At 36.4% G+C, this 21,686-nt stretch carries 22 protein-coding genes; 5 read left to right on the forward strand and 17 right to left on the reverse strand.

The window, feature by feature from the left end; all coding sequences use genetic code 11:
* Positions 1–23 precede the first annotated feature (23 nt).
* The 9 genes from ACIR131C_RS0101360 to ACIR131C_RS0101400 form a co-directional block, all read right to left on the reverse strand.
* Entirely contained in the window at positions 24–917 is an 894-nt protein-coding gene (locus ACIR131C_RS0101360) for a bestrophin family protein (protein WP_028088761.1), read from the reverse strand.
* Positions 918–1,087: 170 nt separating this feature from the next.
* Positions 1,088–1,495 carry a hypothetical protein gene (locus tag ACIR131C_RS0101365; RefSeq protein ID WP_028088762.1) on the reverse strand — a complete coding sequence of 136 codons (408 nt, stop codon included), beginning with the start codon at positions 1,493–1,495 and terminating at the stop codon, positions 1,088–1,090.
* 71 nt (positions 1,496–1,566) lie between these two features.
* Positions 1,567–2,586, reverse strand: coding sequence for a thioesterase domain-containing protein (locus tag ACIR131C_RS0101370; protein ID WP_028088763.1), 1,020 nt, complete (start codon positions 2,584–2,586; stop codon positions 1,567–1,569).
* A gap of 433 nt (positions 2,587–3,019) precedes the next feature.
* Complete coding sequence (locus tag ACIR131C_RS0101375; RefSeq protein ID WP_028088764.1) at positions 3,020–3,280, reverse strand: MoaD/ThiS family protein; 261 nt, start codon at positions 3,278–3,280, stop codon at positions 3,020–3,022.
* 22 nt (positions 3,281–3,302) lie between these two features.
* On the reverse strand, positions 3,303–3,902 hold the full coding sequence (locus ACIR131C_RS0101380) for a J domain-containing protein (RefSeq protein WP_028088765.1): 600 nt from the start codon (positions 3,900–3,902) through the stop codon (positions 3,303–3,305).
* A 323-nt stretch (positions 3,903–4,225) separates the two neighbouring features.
* Complete coding sequence (locus tag ACIR131C_RS0101385) at positions 4,226–4,819, reverse strand: ATP-dependent Clp protease proteolytic subunit (RefSeq protein WP_028088766.1); 594 nt, start codon at positions 4,817–4,819, stop codon at positions 4,226–4,228.
* 63 nt (positions 4,820–4,882) lie between these two features.
* On the reverse strand, positions 4,883–5,542 hold the full coding sequence (locus ACIR131C_RS0101390) for an ATP-dependent Clp protease proteolytic subunit (RefSeq protein ID WP_028083912.1): 660 nt from the start codon (positions 5,540–5,542) through the stop codon (positions 4,883–4,885).
* 40 nt (positions 5,543–5,582) lie between these two features.
* Positions 5,583–6,272, reverse strand: a complete 690-nt coding sequence (locus ACIR131C_RS0101395) for an ATP-dependent Clp protease proteolytic subunit (RefSeq protein ID WP_028083913.1) — start codon at positions 6,270–6,272, stop codon at positions 5,583–5,585.
* Positions 6,273–6,589: 317 nt separating this feature from the next.
* Positions 6,590–7,579, reverse strand: coding sequence for an N-acetylmuramoyl-L-alanine amidase (locus tag ACIR131C_RS0101400; protein ID WP_028088767.1), 990 nt, complete (start codon positions 7,577–7,579; stop codon positions 6,590–6,592).
* A 164-nt stretch (positions 7,580–7,743) separates the two neighbouring features.
* Between ACIR131C_RS0101400 and bchH the strand changes: the two genes are divergently transcribed.
* Positions 7,744–11,448 (forward strand): magnesium chelatase subunit H, encoded by a 3,705-nt coding sequence (bchH, locus tag ACIR131C_RS0101405; protein WP_028088768.1) that lies wholly within the window; start codon positions 7,744–7,746, stop codon positions 11,446–11,448.
* A gap of 112 nt (positions 11,449–11,560) precedes the next feature.
* Here the strand turns inward: bchH and ACIR131C_RS0101410 are convergent, their stop codons facing one another.
* A complete protein-coding gene (locus ACIR131C_RS0101410) occupies positions 11,561–11,932 on the reverse strand; it encodes an NINE protein (protein WP_028088769.1) in 372 nt (123 codons plus the stop codon).
* Positions 11,933–12,128: 196 nt separating this feature from the next.
* On the opposite strand from ACIR131C_RS0101410, the gene ACIR131C_RS0101415 reads away from it, so the two are divergent.
* Entirely contained in the window at positions 12,129–12,452 is a 324-nt protein-coding gene (locus ACIR131C_RS0101415) for a DUF1825 family protein (RefSeq protein WP_028083917.1), read from the forward strand.
* 116 nt (positions 12,453–12,568) lie between these two features.
* Here the strand turns inward: ACIR131C_RS0101415 and ACIR131C_RS0101420 are convergent, their stop codons facing one another.
* Positions 12,569–14,491: a transglycosylase domain-containing protein gene (locus ACIR131C_RS0101420; protein ID WP_028088770.1), complete on the reverse strand. Its 1,923-nt coding sequence runs from the start codon at positions 14,489–14,491 to the stop codon at positions 12,569–12,571.
* 156 nt (positions 14,492–14,647) lie between these two features.
* On the opposite strand from ACIR131C_RS0101420, the gene tyrS reads away from it, so the two are divergent.
* Complete coding sequence (tyrS, locus tag ACIR131C_RS0101425; RefSeq protein WP_028088771.1) at positions 14,648–15,844, forward strand: tyrosine--tRNA ligase; 1,197 nt, start codon at positions 14,648–14,650, stop codon at positions 15,842–15,844.
* An 89-nt stretch (positions 15,845–15,933) separates the two neighbouring features.
* Positions 15,934–16,554, forward strand: a complete 621-nt coding sequence (locus ACIR131C_RS0101430; protein ID WP_028088772.1) for a Uma2 family endonuclease — start codon at positions 15,934–15,936, stop codon at positions 16,552–16,554.
* Positions 16,555–16,724: 170 nt separating this feature from the next.
* Here ACIR131C_RS0101430 and ACIR131C_RS0101435 read toward each other — a convergent pair whose 3' ends face one another.
* On the reverse strand, positions 16,725–18,086 hold the full coding sequence (locus ACIR131C_RS0101435; RefSeq protein ID WP_028088773.1) for a helix-turn-helix domain-containing protein: 1,362 nt from the start codon (positions 18,084–18,086) through the stop codon (positions 16,725–16,727).
* Positions 18,087–18,273: 187 nt separating this feature from the next.
* Between ACIR131C_RS0101435 and ACIR131C_RS0101440 the strand changes: the two genes are divergently transcribed.
* On the forward strand, positions 18,274–19,479 hold the full coding sequence (locus tag ACIR131C_RS0101440; RefSeq protein WP_028088774.1) for a hypothetical protein: 1,206 nt from the start codon (positions 18,274–18,276) through the stop codon (positions 19,477–19,479).
* Positions 19,480–19,543: 64 nt separating this feature from the next.
* Here ACIR131C_RS0101440 and ACIR131C_RS0101445 read toward each other — a convergent pair whose 3' ends face one another.
* The 5 genes from ACIR131C_RS0101445 to ACIR131C_RS0101465 form a co-directional block, all read right to left on the reverse strand.
* Complete coding sequence (locus ACIR131C_RS0101445; protein ID WP_028088775.1) at positions 19,544–19,912, reverse strand: hypothetical protein; 369 nt, start codon at positions 19,910–19,912, stop codon at positions 19,544–19,546.
* Positions 19,913–19,942: 30 nt separating this feature from the next.
* Positions 19,943–20,152, reverse strand: a complete 210-nt coding sequence (locus ACIR131C_RS27050; protein ID WP_081677142.1) for a papain fold toxin domain-containing protein — start codon at positions 20,150–20,152, stop codon at positions 19,943–19,945.
* Positions 20,083–20,322, reverse strand: a complete 240-nt coding sequence (locus ACIR131C_RS27055) for a papain fold toxin domain-containing protein (protein WP_028088776.1) — start codon at positions 20,320–20,322, stop codon at positions 20,083–20,085. Before ACIR131C_RS27055 ends, ACIR131C_RS27050 begins: the two co-directional genes overlap by 70 nt.
* 65 nt (positions 20,323–20,387) lie before the next feature.
* Positions 20,388–20,633 (reverse strand): type II toxin-antitoxin system RelN family antitoxin, encoded by a 246-nt coding sequence (locus ACIR131C_RS0101460; protein ID WP_028088777.1) that lies wholly within the window; start codon positions 20,631–20,633, stop codon positions 20,388–20,390.
* 72 nt (positions 20,634–20,705) lie between these two features.
* On the reverse strand, positions 20,706–20,939 hold the full coding sequence (locus ACIR131C_RS0101465) for a YgiT-type zinc finger protein (RefSeq protein ID WP_028088778.1): 234 nt from the start codon (positions 20,937–20,939) through the stop codon (positions 20,706–20,708).
* Between the last annotated feature and the right edge of the window lie 747 nt (positions 20,940–21,686).

The following is a 21,686-nucleotide window of genomic DNA, read 5'->3' on the forward strand; positions in this document are numbered from 1 at the left end:
AATTACAGCAGTTTCCGATCTGATTATAATTTTTGCACACTAGGAGTTAAGCTGATGATATCATCAATATTCCGTTTCATGGTTTGGCAAATTGCGTCTAAAGGTAAGTCATTTTCATCATAACCAAAGGGGTTTTCAATTTCTAAACCAATGGCTTCAATACCGAATAAGGTAAAACTGACTAAAGCAGAAATTAACCCAGTCCACCAACCCAAACTCTCTACTATTTGAAATGGCAAAAGGAAGCAGTATAAAAACAATAATTGTTTGAGGTGAATAGCATAAGCAAGGGGCATGGGTGTTTTTAAAATTCGTTCACACGCACCTAAATTATCTACCAAAATATTCAACAATTCTTGCAAAGAAGCCATTTGATAACTATTGAGACAATTACGATTATACTGCTGTTGTAAATAATCACTAATCCAAAAAGCAATTTCTAAAGGAGGATTATTCATAATCTTTAATTTGATATATTTAGATTCGGGTATTAATGCTTCTAAATCACTATTGATAGGTTCACCTCGTAAATGCAATTTTGTCGCTACTGCAAAGGACACAAGTAAATTTAAAGCATCAATTTTATTATCTTTATCTTCTGGTTCTTTTTCATCAACACATACCCAGATTTGTCGGGCTAAATTGCGGATAGTATTAGCCATTGAACCCCAGCATTTTCTCCCTTCCCAAAAACGTTCATAAGCTGTATTTGTCCGAAATACTAATAATAAACCTAAGACTATACTGGGAATAACACTAGCTAAAATGGGTTGGGAAACCGGGACTTTACTATAATAAAGTATAGAAACTAATACTCCGAAAGCCCCAGTTAAAATCACCCGTTGGTAAATAGCAGTAATTACTGAACCTTTGATTTGGAAAGCCGTTTTAAACCATTGCGGTTTTTCAATTACCATAAAATCCTTTTGGAGATGCAATATTGAAATATAATATACAGGCAATCTTGAAAACTGCCAATACCTAATTATAGCCTTTCCCAGTCTAATGAAGTACAAAATTATCTGCGTTTATCTGCGTTTATCTGCGTTTAATTATTACTGCTTGTACCTCACTTGAATGGAAATGACTAAAGAATTAAGTAACTTTTGCCTTTTATTTGAGGATATTGAGAGTTTTTTTCTGGTATTAATAACCGCCAACTTTTACCTTCTTTCTGAATTTGTAGATAAACCTCAAAGGGTTTTTGCACTTGTTTAAAACTGCGTTTTGGCAATTTCACTGTCAAGTCATAATTTCCCTGTACCCGGTAAGCTGGTAAGTTCTCAATGGTCAACGGTTGTTGTTGAGTAATAGATATCCGCTGAATATCAAATTTTTCCAAGTTTAAATCTAGCTGTTGGTTAAGTTGCTGTTGGGTTTGTTCTAGCTGGAATGCGATCGCTTTTTGCACTAATTCTGGTGTTGGTAATAAGGCAATACTAGTACAGGCTGTGACTAATATCAGCAAAATAGCCGTAAAAACAAACCTGATCATAATCATTTTTTTACACTACTCCTTGATCTCAAAACCACCATACTATAGGATTGTTTTGCTAGATTCTGGTACTAAATCTCAGAATCTCCCAAAGCCTTATCTATACAAACTGTTAATTTTTCTGCTAATAGCTTTACATGAGGTTCTTGAATCATGGAGTGATGATTACCAGATACTTTATAGATTTGAGATAGAGATTCCCTAGTCCAACCATAACCATGAAATAAAAGAAAGATTAGTTTTTCAACTGGATTTGAGTTTATCCGTCCTTCTGCGAGAAATAGAGTAATTTTACCATGATATCCATCCATTTTATATTGCTCTAAAGTATTATCTAAAATATACATGGACTCAGCCATGGAATCAATACTATTATCAGTTTTATCAATCTCTTTCTGGATAACTAAATCAGTTAATAACTTCAACTTTATTTGCAACTTTAATGTAAAACTATTAACTATTTTTTGACACTTAGTAACAATTTGACCAAAATTTCTAGTGATAATTAACGTAGTTAAATTTTTCATTCTTGTATTAAGGTCCAAAAAATGCTTAAGTCTAGAATTATTTCTATACATATCAAGTATGCCCAAAAAAGCGACTTTTTTCCCTTTTTCTTCAAGTTGTTTGGCTATCTCATAGGCGACTAAGCATCCAAAAGAGTAACCTGCTAAGAAATATTCGCCTTCAGGTTGAATAGTTAAAATGTCCTGTAGATGATGCAAGGCAATCGCTTTAATATTCTTTTCTGTGCTCCTATTTTCTATTATATAACCTGATTCTAAAAAATAAAAAGAGTATTCTTTTCCCAGATATTTATTTAAAGGATATGCTTCACCTATACCATTTGCACAAAAGAAAAAAGATTTTTTATTTTTTTGAGAACTGAGAGATACCATTAGCGAGTTTTCGCTAGGGCGTAATCCGTTGCGACCCAAAACATTAGCTAATAATTTTTGATAATCTTTGGGAGCAAGCTTGGTGGTAAATTTACTCTTTGTTAAATCGGTTAAAGGTTCACTGATTGACTGAGAAATCTCTGCAATGGTAGGAAACTGGAAAAACGAAGCTAGAGAAAAGTGTTTATTCAAGGTTTTTTCTATCTCTGATACCAGCAATTTATCATAGCCAATAAAAATGATTTAAAACTTATAACTTGGAAACCTATTGTTTTATATACGCTGTATTGTAATATTAACAGGACTTACGCAAAATATCTCTCAAACCCTCTTTTCTTCGTTTTCTTCGTTCCTTCGTGGTTCATTATTCCGTGACTTGTGCGTAAGTCCTAATTAATAGTCAGAACTGTTGAATCCTGCAATAAAACTTTACAATCTTTATGTTTTACCCTGGTAAGATCCCTTGTCTATTGAGAATAGAGTCATTAACTGCTCAAATTTGGTATCACCAATGCCACTGCATAACTTGTGCATAACTTGGACAAGATCATCAAAATCTTAACATTCAACACTTCTGAATAATTGAATATTAATGAATAATAATGAATAATAATATGATTTTGTTTCACCCACCATTGACTGGGGGAATTAAAACCACTTCGTCACCATTTTGTAAAATTGTATCTGCTTCCACAAATTGAAAATTAACGCCAAAGCGAGTTATTTGACTCCACTGGGTCAGTTCTGGATGTTCAGTAATTAAGCGATCGCATACCGACTTAACTATTGTACCATCAGGAAAATCCCAGATCAATTCAGAGACTCCATAGGCTTCTTGATAAGCAGCAAATAACTTAACGGTGATAGTAATCACAGATTTAGACATATAATTTTTCCATGGCCATTACCTAAACTCCCAAACGCTGAAAATCCTGCTGAACTTCAGACCATAAAGCTTTATTGTCTGGGTCGGTTTTTAAGGCTTTTTTCAGATAAATTCTGGCTTTTGGGAACTGTTTTTCTGTAATTAAAGCTCGTCCCCAGATTTGATAAGCGATCGCTAACCATTGACGTACTTCTACATCTGCTGGTAAACGTGCCAGTAAAGCCTCCGCTAAAGCGATCGCTTGGGGGAAACGTCTTGCTTGTAAAAACCGCTGTAATTGTTCATAAGTCTTCCATTTTAACCGTTGTTCGATATCCTCCAAATTTGCTGGGTGAGATGTAACTTTGATATTTGCTGTTGTTACCTGCGTTTTCACTTCTGAAAAACCAGAAACCTGAGTTTTCAGGCCATGAGACTGTGGCTTAATTTCCTCCGGTGATAAGATCATTTGCAGGAATTTATAAGCCTCATTCACCGCAATAAATTTATCTTTTGCTTTGAGATCATCTGGATTAATATCAGGATGATATTGCTGTACCAATCGGCGATAGGACGCTTTCACATCCGCAAAAGAAGCTCCCGACCTTAAACCCAATAAACGATAGCAATCTTGAAGATCCATGTTGGCTTAACTCCAATTCAAAATTCAAAATTCAAAATTCAAATGAACTTTACATCTTGAATTTTGAATTATTTTCTACTATCTAAATAAAGTTTGCTGAAAAAGTTGTCTGTGAGGGGAGGGAACAAGGAACAGGGAACAGGGAACAGTTTCAGCTATCTGGATATCCTCAATTTCCCATATCCGAGAAGGAAAAATGCAACTGTTTTGAGACTCCATTTGCCAAAACCTTGCCCTTTTTTGTTCGGAAAATCCTCAAAACCCCTATGAATAAACGGTTTTAGCTTTATATGGCTAACGCCACGCTACGCTATCAGCAAGCCCTAAATACGTTCTTCAATCACCCGATCAATTAAACCATATTCCTGAGCTTCTTGAGCAGACATAAAAAAGTCACGATTCATATCTTTCTCAATTTTCTCTAAAGTTTGACCAGTGTTATCAACATAAATTTGATTTAATTGGTGACGTAGCCGTAAAATCTCTCTAGCTTCGATTTCGATATCAGAAGCTTGTCCACGAGTACCACCGGAAGGTTGATGAATCATAATCCGGGAGTGAGGTAAAGCCATGCGTTTACCTTTAGTTCCCGCAGCCAAAAGAAAAGATCCCATGGACGCAGCCAAACCGACACAAATTGTCACTACCTCAGATTTGATGTGCTGCATTGTGTCGTAAATCGCCAAACCTGCTGTTACAGAACCACCGGGAGAATTGATATACAAATAAATTGGCTTACTCTGATCCTCGGAATCTAAATAGAGTAAGTAAGCGACAATGGCATTAGCAATACCATCATCTACTTCCTCTGTCAAGAAAATAATTCGCTCCCGAAATAGACGATCTTCGAGATCGATCCATTGTTCGTAGGTGCTACCAGGGAGACGATAGGGAACTTTGGGAATACCAATAGGCATAGGACAATTTTAGTAGAGACTATGAAGATAGAACTGTAGATTTTCCGTAATTGTGAATGGAGATCAAACCGGCAGAGATTTTGCTAAATTCTTGGTACTTTCCAGCACCCGATCAATTATTCCGTATTCCTGTGCTTCCTGGGGAGTCATATAGAAAATACGTTCACTATCTTTCGAGATTTTTTCGGCTGTTTGTCCCGTATTTTGGCAAAAAATATCAATAATCACCGATTTTTTCAGCAAAACTTCTTCAGCGTTAACTTGAATATCGGTTGCTTGACCCCGAGTAGCCACACTAAACTGAGTCAGGGCGATATTCGCATGAGGTAAACTAAATCTTTTGCCTTTCCTTCCTGATGATAAAATTAAGGCCGCCATACCCACGGCTTGACCTAAGCAAATAGTGACAATTTCTGACTTAATGTACTGTATTGTGTCATAGATTGCCAAACAAGCCTTAATTGACATCATACCAGCGGTTTCATCCATACCAGCTAGGACAGGATCACCGAGAGAATTGATATAAAGATAGATGGGTTTAGTTTGATCCTCTGACTCCAGATACAGTATTGAGGAAACGAGGGAATTGGCCACATTGGTAGTAAGTGGCTGGTTCAAGAAAAGAATGCGTTCCTGAGCCATGCGTTGACCAATACTAACCCATTGCCACTGATTACTACCAGGAATGTTATAAGGTACTCGAAGTGCTGAATCAACAGGCATCATGGATAATTAGAAGAAATAAGGGATGATTGTAAATAAGTTAAGCAATTACTGGTAGGGGTTTGGGTAGATCCTTCATGCTTTCTAAAACACGGTCAATTAATCCGTATTCTTTAGCTTGTTGGGGAGTTAAATAAAACATTCGCTCAGTATCCTTGGCAATTTTTTCGGGGGGCTGTCCAGTATTTTTCGAGAAAATATCCAGGATAGCTGTTTTGTTTGCTAACACTTCCTTAGCGTAAATTTGAATATCTGTTGCTTGACCCCTTGTGCCACTGCGGGGTTGATTGAGGACAATAGTGGCATGAGGTAAACTAGCTCTATGGCCTTTAGTCCCGGCTGATAGAATCAACGCTGCTGTTCCCAAAGCTTGACCAATGCAAATTGTATGTACGGGGGTTTTGATATAATTAATGGTATCACAAATGGCAAAGGCTTCCGTCTCGTAACCAATGGCATCACCTGTGTACCAAGATGTACCCGTAGAATTGATGTAAAAGAAGATGGGCTTGTCTGGGTTGTCAAATTTCAGATAGAGTAACTGAGCAATAATCAGCTTCGTTACATCAACACCCATTTGACGCTTGTATTCGTCTGCTGAAACTAAAGGCATTCCCAGATAGACAATTCGCTCTTTTAACAGTAGAGAAGGCAAATCTGGCGGCGGTGTGCGGAAGGAACTGTCACCGTAATAAGAAGCTTGAACTGCCTTGATGGGGGAATTTTCCATAATTAACTGATAGTCTGAGATGATGCCGTTAATGTATTACATCCTAGCGCGACGCTTACCTGATTTTGGGTGCGGATTTCTCGCTGATGATGAATAAATCTATATTTCTATATTTTAGGATATTACATTCTAACTCAACTTGGTTCAAAAAATACAGTCTATTTTAGATAATTCAGGAGTTATCGGACTTACGTACAAGTCACGAAAGGATGAACTATGCAGGAATGTTCAGGAAACGAAGGCCAGAGAATTGCCAGCAGGTAAAAACTCAGATTCCCAACTTTTTAAAGAGGTCGGGAATCTATAAAAAGTTGATACTAATCTATCAATTTCTGCCAAGTCATTGCCCCAACAATACCATCAGCAGTTAAACCGTTTTGCTGTTGAAATTTCTTGATGGCTGCTTCTGTTTTTGGTCCATAAATACCATCAGGATCAGCACCTACACGATATTGCAAATATCTAATAATTACACCACTGGCATGAGTTCCTTGAATCACCCGTTTAGCTAATATTAGATTAATAGCATCCCAGGTGGTATTACCTGCTATCCCTGTTGCTAAAACTCCTACAATTCTCTGGAATTTTTCTGTTGCTGAAGATGTCGCCGGTCCCATGCCATTATCTTCTGTTAAGGGGCGATTATTTTTATCTGTAATTTTCAGACGATTTAAACTCTGTTGCAGTCTGAGAATGCTCTTGTCTTTATTGCTTCCTTGGTCTATAACAGGATTTGCGGGTAAGTTAGGAACAGGATTTTCAGGTACATTAGGAACAGGATTGACAGGTGTATTTGTTACTTTACCTGTTAAGCCAGCAACTATGGCGTTGGCCATGGCTTCACCATCATATATTTGCATATCTTTGGCAGAATCAATGAAGCAGCATTCTATCAGGATGCCCGGCATATTTGTTCTTCTGAGAACATACAAGTGTGAACCACTTTTAACACCACGATTAAAAAAGCCTAATTTGACAATTTCATCTAATACTTTTTGGGCAACTTTTCTGCCACTGTCGCTAATCGCAAATACTTCAGTCCCATTGGCTTTACCATTAAAAGCATTAAAATGAATAGATACAAAAAAATCTACTCGGTTACTATTGGCTTTATCACAGCGGCCACCTAAAGAACGATTTACTGTACTGGCGCTATTGGGTTTACAAGGAATGACTGTATGTCCTAAACTTTCTAATTTAGCTATCACCTTATTACCCACTTCCATTGTTAACCTATCTTCTGATCTTATGCCGGTTGCACCACTATCAGGAGGGCAGTTGTGACCAATATCAATGCCGTATTTCATTTGTATCTCCTTGAGTAACTTTACTGGTATTTTAATGATCCACTACTTGTTAATCTATTTCCGAAAAGCATAGATATGATTTTAATCTCTAGGCAGAGATTCCCCCATTAATCCCCAAAAATGTTTAAGATTAAGGTAAAGAAATATTTCGTAGCCAAAGCATGATGAAACGCATTGTCTTAATTGCTGGATTTGAATCCTTTAACGCGGACTTGTACCGAACAGCGGCTAGTTTAGCTAGTTCTCGCTGTCCAGATTTGGATATTCGAGTTTTTAGCGATCGCAACATTACCACAAACAGCACCGAAGTAGAAACAGCACTTAAAAATGCAGATGTGTTCTTTGGTAGTTTAATCTTTGATTATGACCAAGTTATGTGGTTGCGGGAGCGTATCGCTCATATTCCCATTCGTCTCATTTTCGAGTCAGCGCTAGAATTAATTAGTTTAACAAAAATCGGTGCATTTGCTATCGGTGACAAACCCAAAGGAATGCCTAAACCGATTAAATTCATTCTTGATAAATTCACTAATGGTAAAGAAGAAGACAAACTTGCTGGTTATATCAGTTTCCTGAAAATCGGACCTAAGTTATTAAAATTTATCCCAGTCCAAAAAGTCCAAGACCTACGCAACTGGTTAATTATCTATGGTTACTGGAACGCCGGCGGTTCAGAAAATGTCGCTTCCCTATTTTGGACAATTGCGGAAAAATATTTAGATTTAAAGGTTGGAGATATACCACCACCCACGGAAACTCCCAACATGGGCTTATTACATCCTGACTATCCAGGTTTTTTTACCTCACCCCGTGAGTATTTACAATGGTATCTTGTAGGGCGAGTGTCTCAACCACATAAGAAAGGCGGGCAAGATGCCCACCCCACAAAGCCTGTTATTGGTATTCTACTTTACAGAAAGCACGTCATCACCAAACTGCCCTATATTCCCCAACTGATACGCCATTTTGAAAAAACCGGGTTAATTCCCCTACCCATCTTTATCAACGGTGTAGAAGGTCACGTAGCCGTCAGAGATTGGATGACCAGCGACTACGAAACCCAACAGCGTCAACAAGGTAATCTGGAAACCCCTTCCCTTTCCTCAGAAGCGGTAAAAATTAATGCCATAGTTTCTACCATCGGTTTTCCCCTGGTTGGTGGTCCTGCGGGTTCTATGGAAGCGGGAAGACAGGTGGAAGTAGCTAAACGCATTCTGGCAGCCAAAAATGTCCCTTATATCGTCGCAGCACCGTTATTAATTCAAGATATTTATTCTTGGACGCGCCAAGGTGTGGGCGGTTTGCAAAGCGTTGTCTTATATGCCTTACCAGAATTAGATGGTGCAATTGATACAATTCCCCTGGGTGGTTTAGTCGGTGAACAAATTTATTTGATTCCTGAAAGAATACAGCGTTTAACTAATAGAGTCAAAAGCTGGGTTTCCCTGGGACAAAAACCTATTTCTCAGCGAAAAATTGCCATTATTTTATATGGTTTCCCCCCCGGTTATGGTGCGGTGGGAACTGCTGCATTATTAAACGTTCCCCGCAGTTTAATTAAATTACTAAATGCACTCAAAGCACAAGGTTATACAGTTGGTGATATTCCCGAAGACGGAGAAGAATTAATTCGACAAATTAAAGCAGCAGATGAAATTAATCCCATGGATGTAGAGACGTTTCATGAAACGTCTCTACAAAATAAAAATACCGTCAATGCTAGAACATTAGAAAAATGGTTAGGCTATCTGTTGACATCTCGCATAGAAAAACAATGGAAATACCTCACCGGTAGTGGCATTAAAACTTATGGTGATGAGTTTAATATTGGTGGTGTGCAATTAGGAAATGTGTGGATAGGTGTTCAGCCTCCTTTGGGTATTCAAGGTGATCCCATGCGGTTAATGTTTGAAAGAGACCTCACCCCCCACCCTCAATATGCCGCTTATTATAAATGGTTACAAAATGATTTTCAAGCTGATGCTGTTGTCCATTTTGGAATGCACGGAACTGTAGAATGGTTGCCAGGTTCACCTTTAGGAAATACTGGCTATTCCTGGTCTGATATTCTTTTAGGAAATCTGCCAAATCTCTATATCTACGCAGCAAATAATCCTTCAGAATCAATATTAGCTAAACGTCGCGGTTATGGGGTGTTAATCTCTCATAATGTCCCTCCCTATGGACGCGCTGGTTTATATAAGGAGTTGGTAAATTTACGGGATTTAATTGCAGAATACCGCGAAGATCCAGCCAAGAATTATCTGTTAAAGGAAGGAATTTGTAAGAAAATTCTTGATACCGGTTTGGAGGTGGATTGTCCTTTTGATGATGCGAAAAGCTTGGGGATTCCTTTTACACCGGAAAATGTGAGAATGTTCAGTAATCACGCTTTTGATCATTATTTGGTGAAGTTATATGAGTATTTGCAAGTTCTGGAAAATCGTCTTTTCTCTTCTGGTTTACATACTCTAGGTGCAGCACCAAATCAGGAGGAGTTAACTGGTTATTTGGATGCTTATTTTGGAAACGAACCACAGAGGCACAGAGAACACGGAGAGGAGGAGGAAATTACAAGGTTATTAAATCAATCTACTGATGAGTTGACTAATCTTTTAAGGGGTTTAAATGGTGAGTTTATTCTTCCCGCACCCGGTGGGGATTTGTTACGAGATGGTGCTGGTGTTTTACCAACTGGAAGGAATATTCACGCTTTAGATCCTTATAGAATGCCTTCTCCAGCCGCTTTTGAAAGGGGTAAGGAAATTGCTAAAAAAATTATTTCTCAATCTTTGGATGAAAATAAGAAATATCCTGAAACTGTGGCGGTTTTATTATGGGGTTTGGATGCTATTAAAACTAAGGGTGAATCTTTGGGGATTCTCTTGGAGTTGGTGGGCGCTGAACCTGTGAAGGAGGGAACTGGAAGAATTGTTAGATATGATTTAAAACCTCTAGATCAAGTTGGACATCCTCGTATTGATGTGTTAGCAAATCTATCGGGTATTTTTCGGGATAGTTTTGTGAATATCATTGAATTATTAGATGATTTGTTTCAACGGGCTGCGGAAATTGATGAACCAGAAGATATGAATTTTATTAGAAAACACGCTTTGGCTTTAAAAGCTCAAGGTGTGGAAAATTATTCGGCTAGATTGTTCTCTAATCCTGCCGGTGATTTCGGTTCTTTGGTTAATGATAGGGTGGTTGATGGTAATTGGGAATCTGGAGAAGATTTGGGGAATACTTGGGAAAGTCGCAATGTCTTTAGTTATGGCAGAAATGATAAGGGACAAGCTAGACCAGAGGTATTACAAACATTATTAAAAACTAGCGATCGCATTGTTCAAGAAATAGATTCGGTAGAATATGGTTTAACTGATATTCAGGAATATTATGCCAATACGGGGGGTTTGAAAAAGGCAGCTGAAAAACAAAGTGGTAAAAAGGTACAAGCCAGTTTTGTGGAAAGTTTTTCTCAGGATACTACACCCCGCAATTTAGATGATTTATTGCGCATGGAATACAGAACTAAGTTATTAAATCCTAAATGGGCTGACGCAATGGCTAATCAAGGTTCTGGTGGCGCTTTTGAAATTTCTCAACGCATGACGGCTTTAATTGGTTGGGGTGGAACTGCTGATTTTCAAGATGATTGGGTTTATGATCAAGCTGCGGATACTTATGCTTTAGACCCAGAAATGGCGGAAAAATTACGTACAGCAAATCCTGAAGCTTTTAAAAATATTTTGGGCAGAATGTTGGAAGCGTCAGGACGCGGTTTATGGCAAGCTGATGGTGATAAATTAGATCAATTACGGAAGTTGTATGATTTAACTGATCAGGAATTGGAAGGTGTTAAAGTATGAATTTAACTCTTTTCTATTTGTAGTCATGGTCATATCTTCAAAAATCCTAAGTTGAAACATTTAGGATTTATCTCTACTTGTCTGGAAGATTATTTATCCCACTACAGCCTATCTAAATCTGATCTAACATCTGGCGGCGTTTTTGCTCAAACTCGTACTCAGAAATTAATCCTTCTTGACGAAGCGCGTCCAACTCCCGCACAGCATTAGCTACTGATTCTACTTGATTACTCCCTGGCGGCATTACCTGACTTTGACTTTTACCCAAATTAAAATGACGATCAAAAGTCTCTTGATCTTGAGTTAAATACCAAACCCACTCAATAGCACTAGCTATCTTGGGAATAGGTGTCCAAGATAATAAAACATACACTATTCCCCAAAGTGGTTGCCCCAAGTAGAACTTATGCAAGCCTGGAATCGTTATTGTCCCAGAAAAAGCTAAAATAGCCGCAATAATCCGATTTTTTTCCTTAATTAACATCATCTCATCCTAATATAATTTGTGGGATAATTTGTCAAGTTACTTCCAAAGCTCAGAAAACAAGTAGTGAAATTTCGGTAAAAAACCCTACCTTAACCAACCTAGTTTTTATATATGAATCTTCTACACTAAAATTAAGGTGTAAAGCCAAAATTTCCAGCTACTGGACTAATAGTAATCATTTAAATTAAAGAAAATGGGATTCTTCGACTCGGAAATAGTGCAGCAAGAGGCCAAGCAGTTGTTTGAAGAGTATCAAGCACTCATTCAACTTGGCAACAGCTATGGTAAATTTGACCGTGAGGGCAAGAAATTGTTTATTGAGCAAATGGAATCTATGATGGACAGATATCGCGTCTTTATGAAGCGTTTTGAGCTATCAGAGGATTTCATGGCCCAAATGACTATACAGCAGCTAAAAACTCAATTAGGTCAGTTTGGTGTAACTCCACAACAAATGTTTGAGCAAATGAATGTCACATTAGAAAGGATGAAAGCGGATTTGGAAAAAACAAAATGACCATTTAGGTAATGGGTAATGGGTAATGGGTAATGGGTAATGGGTAATAGGTAACAATAATTTCCCATCACCACTGTCAACTGTCAACTGTCAACTGTCAACTGTCAACTAACCTATTAATTTGACTTAGGACGTGGGAACTGAGAGGGAGACTTAAACTTCTCTACAGGCACATCTTTAAGTGCTTTTACCATAAAATCGCGCCAAATAGGGGCTACCATTACCCCACCAGTTGCCCCACGTGCTAGTTGTCTGTTGTCGTCCCTACCTACCCAAACCGCAGTAGTTAGTTGCGGCACAGTACCCACAAACCAAATATCCTTTTCTGAGGATGTAGTTCCGGTTTTCCCCGCCGCTGGTCTATTTATGGCGGCATTTTTACCCGTACCTTCAGTAATTACCGAAGTCATAATATCAATAGTTGCCGCTGATGCCCAAGAATCGAGAACTTGTTTAGGTTTAGGTGTATTATCGAGAATGACATTACCAGCACTATCTGTAATGCGGACAATTACGGTAGGTGGTGATTGCCAACCATAATTAGCAAAGGTAGCATAAGCACTAGCAATTTCTAGAGGAGTGACACCAATAGCACCTAAAGGCAGAGAGGTAACGGGTTCCATTGGACTCATAATACCTAAAGTCCGGCAGGTTTCAATGACTTTATTCATTCCCACCGCTTTACCAAGTTTAATCACTGGGATGTTCCGAGAAGTAGCTAAGGCTGCGCGAATTGACATAGCTCCAGCAAAACTACCATCATAGTTTTTTGGATAGTACCAACCATTACCATCTTGGTAGCTGACTGGAGCATCTATGACTGTGGTATTCGGTGCATATTTACCAGTAGCAAAGGCAGCATAGTAAACAAAAGGCTTAAATGAAGAACCTGGTTGACGTTGCGCTTGGGTAGCTCGATTAAATTCACTGGTTTTATAATCTACACCACCAACTAGAGCTTTAACAAAATGCGTCCGAGGATCAATTGCTACCAAGGCCATTTGATTCTTAGATAACCCTTGGGACTGAAGCTTTTGGTGCCATTCTTTAATGGTTTCTTCGGCCATGGCTTGGAATTTAGCATCAACAGTAGTTTGTACGCGCATTCCTCCTTTGAGTAGGGCATCCCGGCCAAATTTTTTCCGCAACTCTTGGGCTACTGTATCGGTAACATAAGGTAGGGCGCTACCTTGAAAAGACCTGATTTTACCAAGTTTAATTTCTTCTTTTAAGGCATCATCCTTTTCTTTTTGGGTAATCCAATTTAACTCTATCATCCGCCCCAAAACTTCTTTTTGTTTCTGTTTGGCCATTTTCATGCTGGCAAAAGGGCTAAACTCTTCTGGTGCTTGGATTAAACCAGCCATCATGGCTGATTCACCTAAAGTTAAATATTCTGCTGATTTGTTAAAATAACTGCGGGCTGCTGTTTGCACACCGTAGTTGTTATGACCCCAATAAACTTGATTGAGGTACATTTCTAGAATCTCGTCTTTACTGAGAATTTGCTCTAAACGAATTGCTAGTACAGCCTCGGCTAATTTCCGCGTAAAAGCCCGTTTTTGGGACAAAAACAGGTTTTTCACCAATTGCATGGTGATGGTAGAACCACCTTCTTTGACACCACCTGCTACCATGTTGACTACCACAGCACGGCCAACTCCACTAGGATTAATCCCATGATGATCGTAAAAGTGACCATCTTCACTGGCCAAAACTGCGCGTTTCAGGTTGGGGGAAATTCTATCCAATGGTACTACTTCTCGGTTGGCTTCTCCGTGGATACTGGTTAAAAGTTTACCTTTTATATCGTATATGTAAGTTGTTTCTGAAGGAAAAAAGTTTTTAATTTGTCTAACATCTGGTAAATTACGGAAACTAATGGCTAAACCAACTAGTGTCCCCGCTATAATGGAGCTTGACAGGAGTGTTATAAATAGGAGAGTACCCCCAGTTATCTGACCGACTCCTTTAAAAAACTCAAATTCAGATGAATCCTGCTGTTGTGGTTGTTTGTTATCAAAAGTCCTGGATGACACGGCTATCTCACTTCCTCACTGGTAAATTTAAATGTAATTCATTAAATGGCAAAAGACGGTTAATTTTTTGTAATTATAGTAATCTGGCAAAACAGAGCAGGGATGACAACCCTAACTTTTACAGTCGAAAGTATATTTAATGGCGAATTTCTTAGTATGACGCAAAATTTCTCTTGGTTGCATCGTGGTGTGGCAGAAATTTTTCCTCAACCCCATAACGATGATCATGACACGGAAAGTCTGGAAAAACGGTTACTTAATTCTGACCGTCCTTTAAGAATTAAACTAGGTATTGACCCTACGGGGGCAGATATTCATCTTGGTCATAGTATACCTGTGCGGAAATTGCGGGCTTTTCAAGATGCTGGTCATACGGCGGTACTGATTATTGGGGATTTTACGGCGCGAATTGGTGATCCTACTGGTAAATCTGAGGTGCGTCGTCAGCTAACGGAGGCTGATGTGACACGAAATGCTCAAACTTACCTTGACCAGGTACGTCCTATTTTAGATTTTGATACTCCTGGTCGGTTGGAGGTACGTTATAACTCTCAATGGCTTTCCCAGATGGATTTAGGAAAAACTTTAGAGCTACTTTCTACCATGACTGTAGGACAAATGTTAGCTAAGGAAGGTTTTGCAGAACGTTATAAACAAGAAAGTCCTATTTTTCTCCATGAGTTCCTGTATCCACTGATGCAAGGTTATGATTCTGTGGCTGTGGAAGCAGATGTAGAATTAGGGGGAACTGATCAAAAATTTAACATCGCTGTCGGTCGAGATCTACAACGTCATTTTGGTTTAAAACCGCAGTTTGGACTGTTATTACCAATTTTGATTGGGACTGATGGTGTACAAAAAATGTCGAAGTCTTTAGGTAATTATGTTGGTTTGGGTGAACATCCTTCACAAAAGTATCAAAAACTCCAAGGTGTACCAGATAATTTACTCTCACAGTATTTTGAATTGCTGACAGATCTACCTTTAGATAGTTTGCCACAAAACCCACGCGATCGCCAGGAGTATTTAGCCTGGGAAGTGGTGCGTCAATATCACGGTGAAGCGGCAGCTAATGAGGCTAGAGAGGCTGCTAAAAGTGGTGGACGGGAGGGAGCATTACCGGAGTATTCTGTGGCTACTATTCCTCAATTTCCTGCGAAATTAGCCTTTGTTTTGGGTGCTACTGGTTTATGTAAAAGTACCGCCGAAGGTAAAAGGAAAATTCAGGAGGGTGGAGTGAGGATAGATGGTGATAAGATTACTGATGCGGATTTAAGTTTTTCTCAGCCTGATGATTTATATGGTAAAGTGTTACAGGTGGGTAAGAAGAATTTTATACGGTTAGTAAAGTAGCTATCAGCTATCAGCTATCAGCTTAAAATAAAAAAACTGACTGCTGACGGCTGTTATAATGTTTTCATCATTAATAATTGTTCAAAGTCATGATTCAAACCTTAACTAAAATTGTTACCTTCGAGGAATTTGTTAACTCGCTTCCTGACAATTCCGATATACGTTATGAATTACATCATGGAGAAATTGTTAAAATGGCGCAACCAGTGGGAGATCATGAAGAACTTAAAGGGTTTTTAACTATCAAAATTAGTGCTAAAATTGATGGGTTAAATCTTCCTTATGTGATACCTAATCAAGTTATAGTTAGACCAGAAGGTAAAGATTCTGGTTATTTTCCTGATTTGTTGGTTTTAAATCGTGCTAATTTAGCTAATGAACAATTATGGAAAAAACAATCAGTTATTAGTAATGGGGCTTCCATACCATTAATCATCGAAATTGTTTCCACTAATTGGCGTGATGATTACCATTTAAAGTATGCTGATTATGAGGAAATGGGTATTGCTGAATATTGGATTATAGATTATGCAGCTTTAGGAGGACGTAATTTTATTGGTAATCCTAAACAACCTACTATTTCTGTTTGTAATTTGGTAGATGGAGAATATCAAATCAGTAGATTTAGAGATGATGAACAGGTTATTTCTCAAACTTTTCCTGAATTAAATTTAACTGCAAATCAGATTTTAAAAGCTGGTATGATGTAGGTTTAAATTACAATTTTTCAATCAAGATATTTGCAGATTTATTCACCAAACATTATCTAAACAGCTATAAATTAATTTTGACTAATCTAGGACTTACGCACGATTCACTGAATAACGAACCACAGAGGCACAGAGAACACAGAGAAATGAGGGTTTGAGGAATATTTTGCTTAAGTCCTGTAATCTTGACAAAAATTTCTGACATATTCCCTGAAAATAGGAGATAAATCAAACAATATGTTATCCCCTGTAATTTTCTGAATTAAATACCTTTTTTGTAGAGATTCTAACCCATTAATAAAATTAGTAGAAGATAATTCTAAGGTAATTTTTAGATATTCTCTAGATACGGGTTGATTACATTTACTCAATGCTAAAATAATCTGTTGTTCAATGGGTGATATATTGTTAAATATTTGGCTAAATAAAGATTGCATTTCTTGAGTAATTACTAATTCATTTTCTGCTAAAAATTCACTAACTTTACCATTAAAAATCTTTTTAATTGAGATGGTAATAGTTTTTAGAAACAATGGATGACCTGTATATAATATCATTAAATTTAACCAAGTATCTTCATCTTTTAATCCGGTATTTTTGAGAATATCTATATTTTCTAGTCCTGATAATTCTAAAGACTTAATAGGATATAATTCTTCATCTAAAGATTCCATTTCTGGACATTGTTCTTGACTGATTAAGATGACATTACTTTGATGTTGGGTTTCTGTAATCATTTTGAATAAGGTTTGATAGTCTTGATATTCTGGTTGATATTTTCCCGCGAATTGATGAGGAGTAAAGATATTTTGTACATCATCAAGGATTATTAAACATTTTTTATCTGTGAAAATATCAAATAGTTGTTTTAATTTATCATTTATAGTTTCTTTGGGTTCTTGTTGACAAGTATTTAATAAGTCGTTAATTAGTAAATTTAGGGATTTGGGAAATTTTAAACTTCTCCAAATAATAACTTCAAACTTTTGTTGATGTAAGTCTATAAATCTTTTAACGAGGGTGGTTTTACCAATACCGGATAATCCTAAGATGGAGATTAAATTAGTAGTTTGGTTTAATATCCAATGGTTAAGCGTTTGTAGTTCAGTTTCTCTGTTATGAAACTTGATGATTTGGGGTGCTAGAGTTAAATCGTGATGAGATAATTTAGATTGGGTATTTATATCGTTTATTTGATTATTTGCAGGTAAGTTATATAGTATTTGTGAAAAATGAAAATTATCACCTATGCAAATATTTTGATATGATTCGATATTTTTCAATCTTTTAAAAATAGAGCGAAAATTATCTTTATTAATAGACGTTGCTAAGGATTCAGATAAAATATTCCATAACTTAGAACCAATATTTCTTACTCGACTTTCACCAAGATTACATTCCTCAGAAATTTCCCGATAAGTTTTATTTTCCCAAGTTCCCTTAATTATTAGTTCTTCAATCTCATCTAGGTGTCTTGCTTCTTGTTTCAATATCAAACGATCTGCCAATTGTAAAATTTCTGTTACATTCATATAGTTTAATAATAGTGAGGATTTCGGAGATTATATCTTATTATTGTAAGATATAGCAAGATAATATAAGATTCTAAGTATTATAATTATTTACATAAATACAGATAAATTAAGATATTTTAAGATAGTATTTCGACTTAGAATAGGGCTTAGAAGGAAGCCAATATTGATAACACACCTGAAAACTATGAAATTCCCACTGATTTCCGCATTCACTATTTTTAGCCTGTTGGGATTATCTCAGTCAGCGAAAGCGTATAATCTTGAGGCTTGTGTCAAAGATCCTATGACTAGCAAGCCTCAAACGATTAACTTACTCAAGCCAGTTGACCAAAAAATGTTGAATTGTATTCCTAACTTGGATTCCATTGCTAGTAAATGGCAATCTCAAGCGAATAGTATTTCATCCGCTATCAATCGAGTCCAAATAGGTAATCAAGGTGAAAATGAGATTGAAAAACTTGAATATAACTTACTGAGTAATACGATATTTTTGGTGGCTAAAGTTCGAGCTAAACATACTTGGAAAGTGACAACTTCTGAAGTAAGAAAAAAAGTACCTGTGGATAAATATCGCTGGGTAAAAGTTCCTTATCCTGATGTCCGAAAGGAGGAAAAATGTATAGGACGTGGTAGATTTAAAGTTTGCAAAGATGTACCAGTTCCTTTTACTAATTATCGAAAAGAGAAAGTTCCCTATGTAGAAATGGAAGAAAGGATAATCACACCAGAAAAAGTTGTATCTGAGAGTGCGTCAACTACCTGCAAATATGATTATACCTATAACATATCAACTTCAGAACAAAAACCAGTCTTTAATTGTGGTCAAGGCAGTCTTGGTAATTACAAACTAGATGCAAGTGCAATTACTAATATTCTCAATGGAGAAACACCTAGTTTGAGTAGTTTGGTAACGAGTTTTAGTTATACACCACCTCTAATTAAAGATGAAAATCGTGATACTTACCATGACACTAAAAACAACATAATAGCTAATCATCCAAATTCAATAGTTTACTTTTCTTCAGAATCTTTTGTAAATTGGGCATCAGTAAAAAATTCTGTTTTAGGAATCATTGCATCCGTTTTTACCGGGGGAGGATACAGTCAAGAGCTTATCCGTCAAATGACAGAAAAACTAAGAACTGAAGTCACTTTTATGACTGCTTTTGCTTCTCAAACAGCAATCAATTTAGGTGCTGAGGAAATAGTAAAAATGATGACAGAAAATAGTACACAAAATTTGGGAGATTATAATGTTTCGGTGAAAGTTGTAGATACACCAATTATGATTCGGAAATGCATAGTGGAGACTGGTGATTGTACTCCTGGAATACCATCATCGCGCTTAGGTTTTGCTGTTATTGCCAGCAAAGAAAATGCCCCATATTAATATCACTGACTTTCTGCAATTTAGCAAGTAGGTTGGGTTGAGGAAACGAAACCCAACATTGATATCAAATTTTGACAACATGATCAATACTTGTAACTTGATTCTTAAACTGTTCCCACAACTGAAAAAATAAATCAAAAGCTAATTTTTCATCCTCTACTTGAGACAAAATAATACTTTCCCAACCTTCAGCAGAATTAATTTGATATTTCCCTTGTATCCATTTCTGAAATTGAGCAAATTGTTTTTCCTGTTGTGTTAGTTGTAAACCTAACTCACCTCTGGACATACTATACCCCATTAATAACATTTTTAACCGAGTTATAGATACTTTTCCTAAATACATTCCTGGGCGTTGTTTAATTTTGGTTAATAAGTCATAGAGATATTCTTGACTATTTTTATTACCATTAGTGGTAGTTACATCTAGCATAATCTTCTCCTCAATTCTCCTGAATATTTCTTAAAAGTTTTCTTCAGTAACTATTAATTCTTGTCCTAAATGAATCTTACCAAAAAATTGAAAATTACCTAACCATTCTACTTTTGCTATTCCTTGAGGATGATGATTGTCAAAAACAATTTCCATCCCATCTATTATAACTATAATTCCTTCATGGTATCCTGTTTCTGAAATAGCATCACCTCCAATACTATCATCATAAAAAAACAATTACGATAATCTAAATCTGCTTGTGTATTAATTTTAATTAGTTTACCTGGGATTCTTGCCAGTTGTAAATAGTTTTTTATAGCTAAAGCACATTGAACACATTGTAAATTAGGGTAACTGTCAGCTATTTCTACTAAATCTTGCTTCTGTTTTAGTGTTAAATACTTCATTTATTTTATTTAAAAAATACCACAATTGATATTCAGGAGTTAAATCAATATTAATTAAAAAAGAATCATTCTGCATCAATTCCTTCCCACATTTTTTCTAAAGGTATTCTTTTTCCTGCTTTCGCTTCTTGTAATGCTGTTTTTAAACTTGCTTTAATTTCCATCACAGAGGTATCATCAGAATCAGATTCAGTTTCATCTGGTACAAGGATAATGACTCTGACTTGTTTAAGTGCATGAATTTCTAAAGGTTTATCTAATAATAATTGACCTTTTTCATCAAATTTTCCCATGACTTCAAAAGCTTTCATTGTTTGACCTCAAATAGATAAGAATACAATTATAGCTGAATATAATCCACTGACAAATACTCAAACTATCAATTAAGCAGAAAAAGCAAAAACATCAATCTCAATTTTTCTCTGGGATTTTTGATTACTATTCAACATTAAACGAATATTTTCAGCAGTTTCACTACTAAATGTTACTTCCCCACAACGAGAACAAACTTTAGCGGGAATACCCTCAACTAACATTAGTTTACCTTCGATTTCAAAAGTTTCATTAACTAATTCTTCAGTAAATTTATCTGAACCACAAATATGACAACTTAGCATTATAACCTCTTTTGGGAATAATTAATCCATTCTGTTTGCTCAGGCTCATATAAAGTAATAATAGTTAACATATCAGATTCTCGTCTTGATACCTGTAAATGTAAAGGACGATTATTAATTGTCAATTGAAGAATATAAATAATATTATTATACGATAAATTAGAAAATATTTTTGCTAATCGCCATATCATAAACTGTCTATTTTGTCAACCCACCCTTGACTTTGCTTTACAAAAGTACATCAAGGTATTTCTAAATTTGTCCGAAAGATTCTCTATCACTCCTGAATATTTTCCCCGTCCTCACTTTCCCTATTTCTCAAATACCTGTAAATAAAGCATTTCCAGATTCTACTTCCTGCAATTTTAAAAAATTGACATACTACGCCTAGATTTTGAAATTTTACCAAATCGCCGAAACTATTGCAAGATCGTTGATAAATAGAAATAATTCTCAATAAAATATTAAGAAAATATAAATATGAAGTTCTGTTAATTTTTCGATGATATTAATATTTAAACTATTTTCCAAATATCTATAATTTACACTTATAAATTAAGAAAAAACCGAGGTTCAAAGTTAAATTTATGCTGTATTGAATTATATGTAGCAGATCACCGACTTCTTTGATAACTAATTTAGGATTGCTATAGTATTCATATTTGATTAAAGACTTCAATCTTCGCTTGAGTAAATTTAATCGTATGAATACACAACCATTTTTCTAACCTAGTGAAAAGTAGCGAT

The sequence above is a fragment of the Dolichospermum circinale AWQC131C genome, assembly GCF_000426905.1.
Classification (GTDB): Bacteria; Cyanobacteriota; Cyanobacteriia; order Cyanobacteriales; family Nostocaceae; genus Dolichospermum; species Dolichospermum circinale.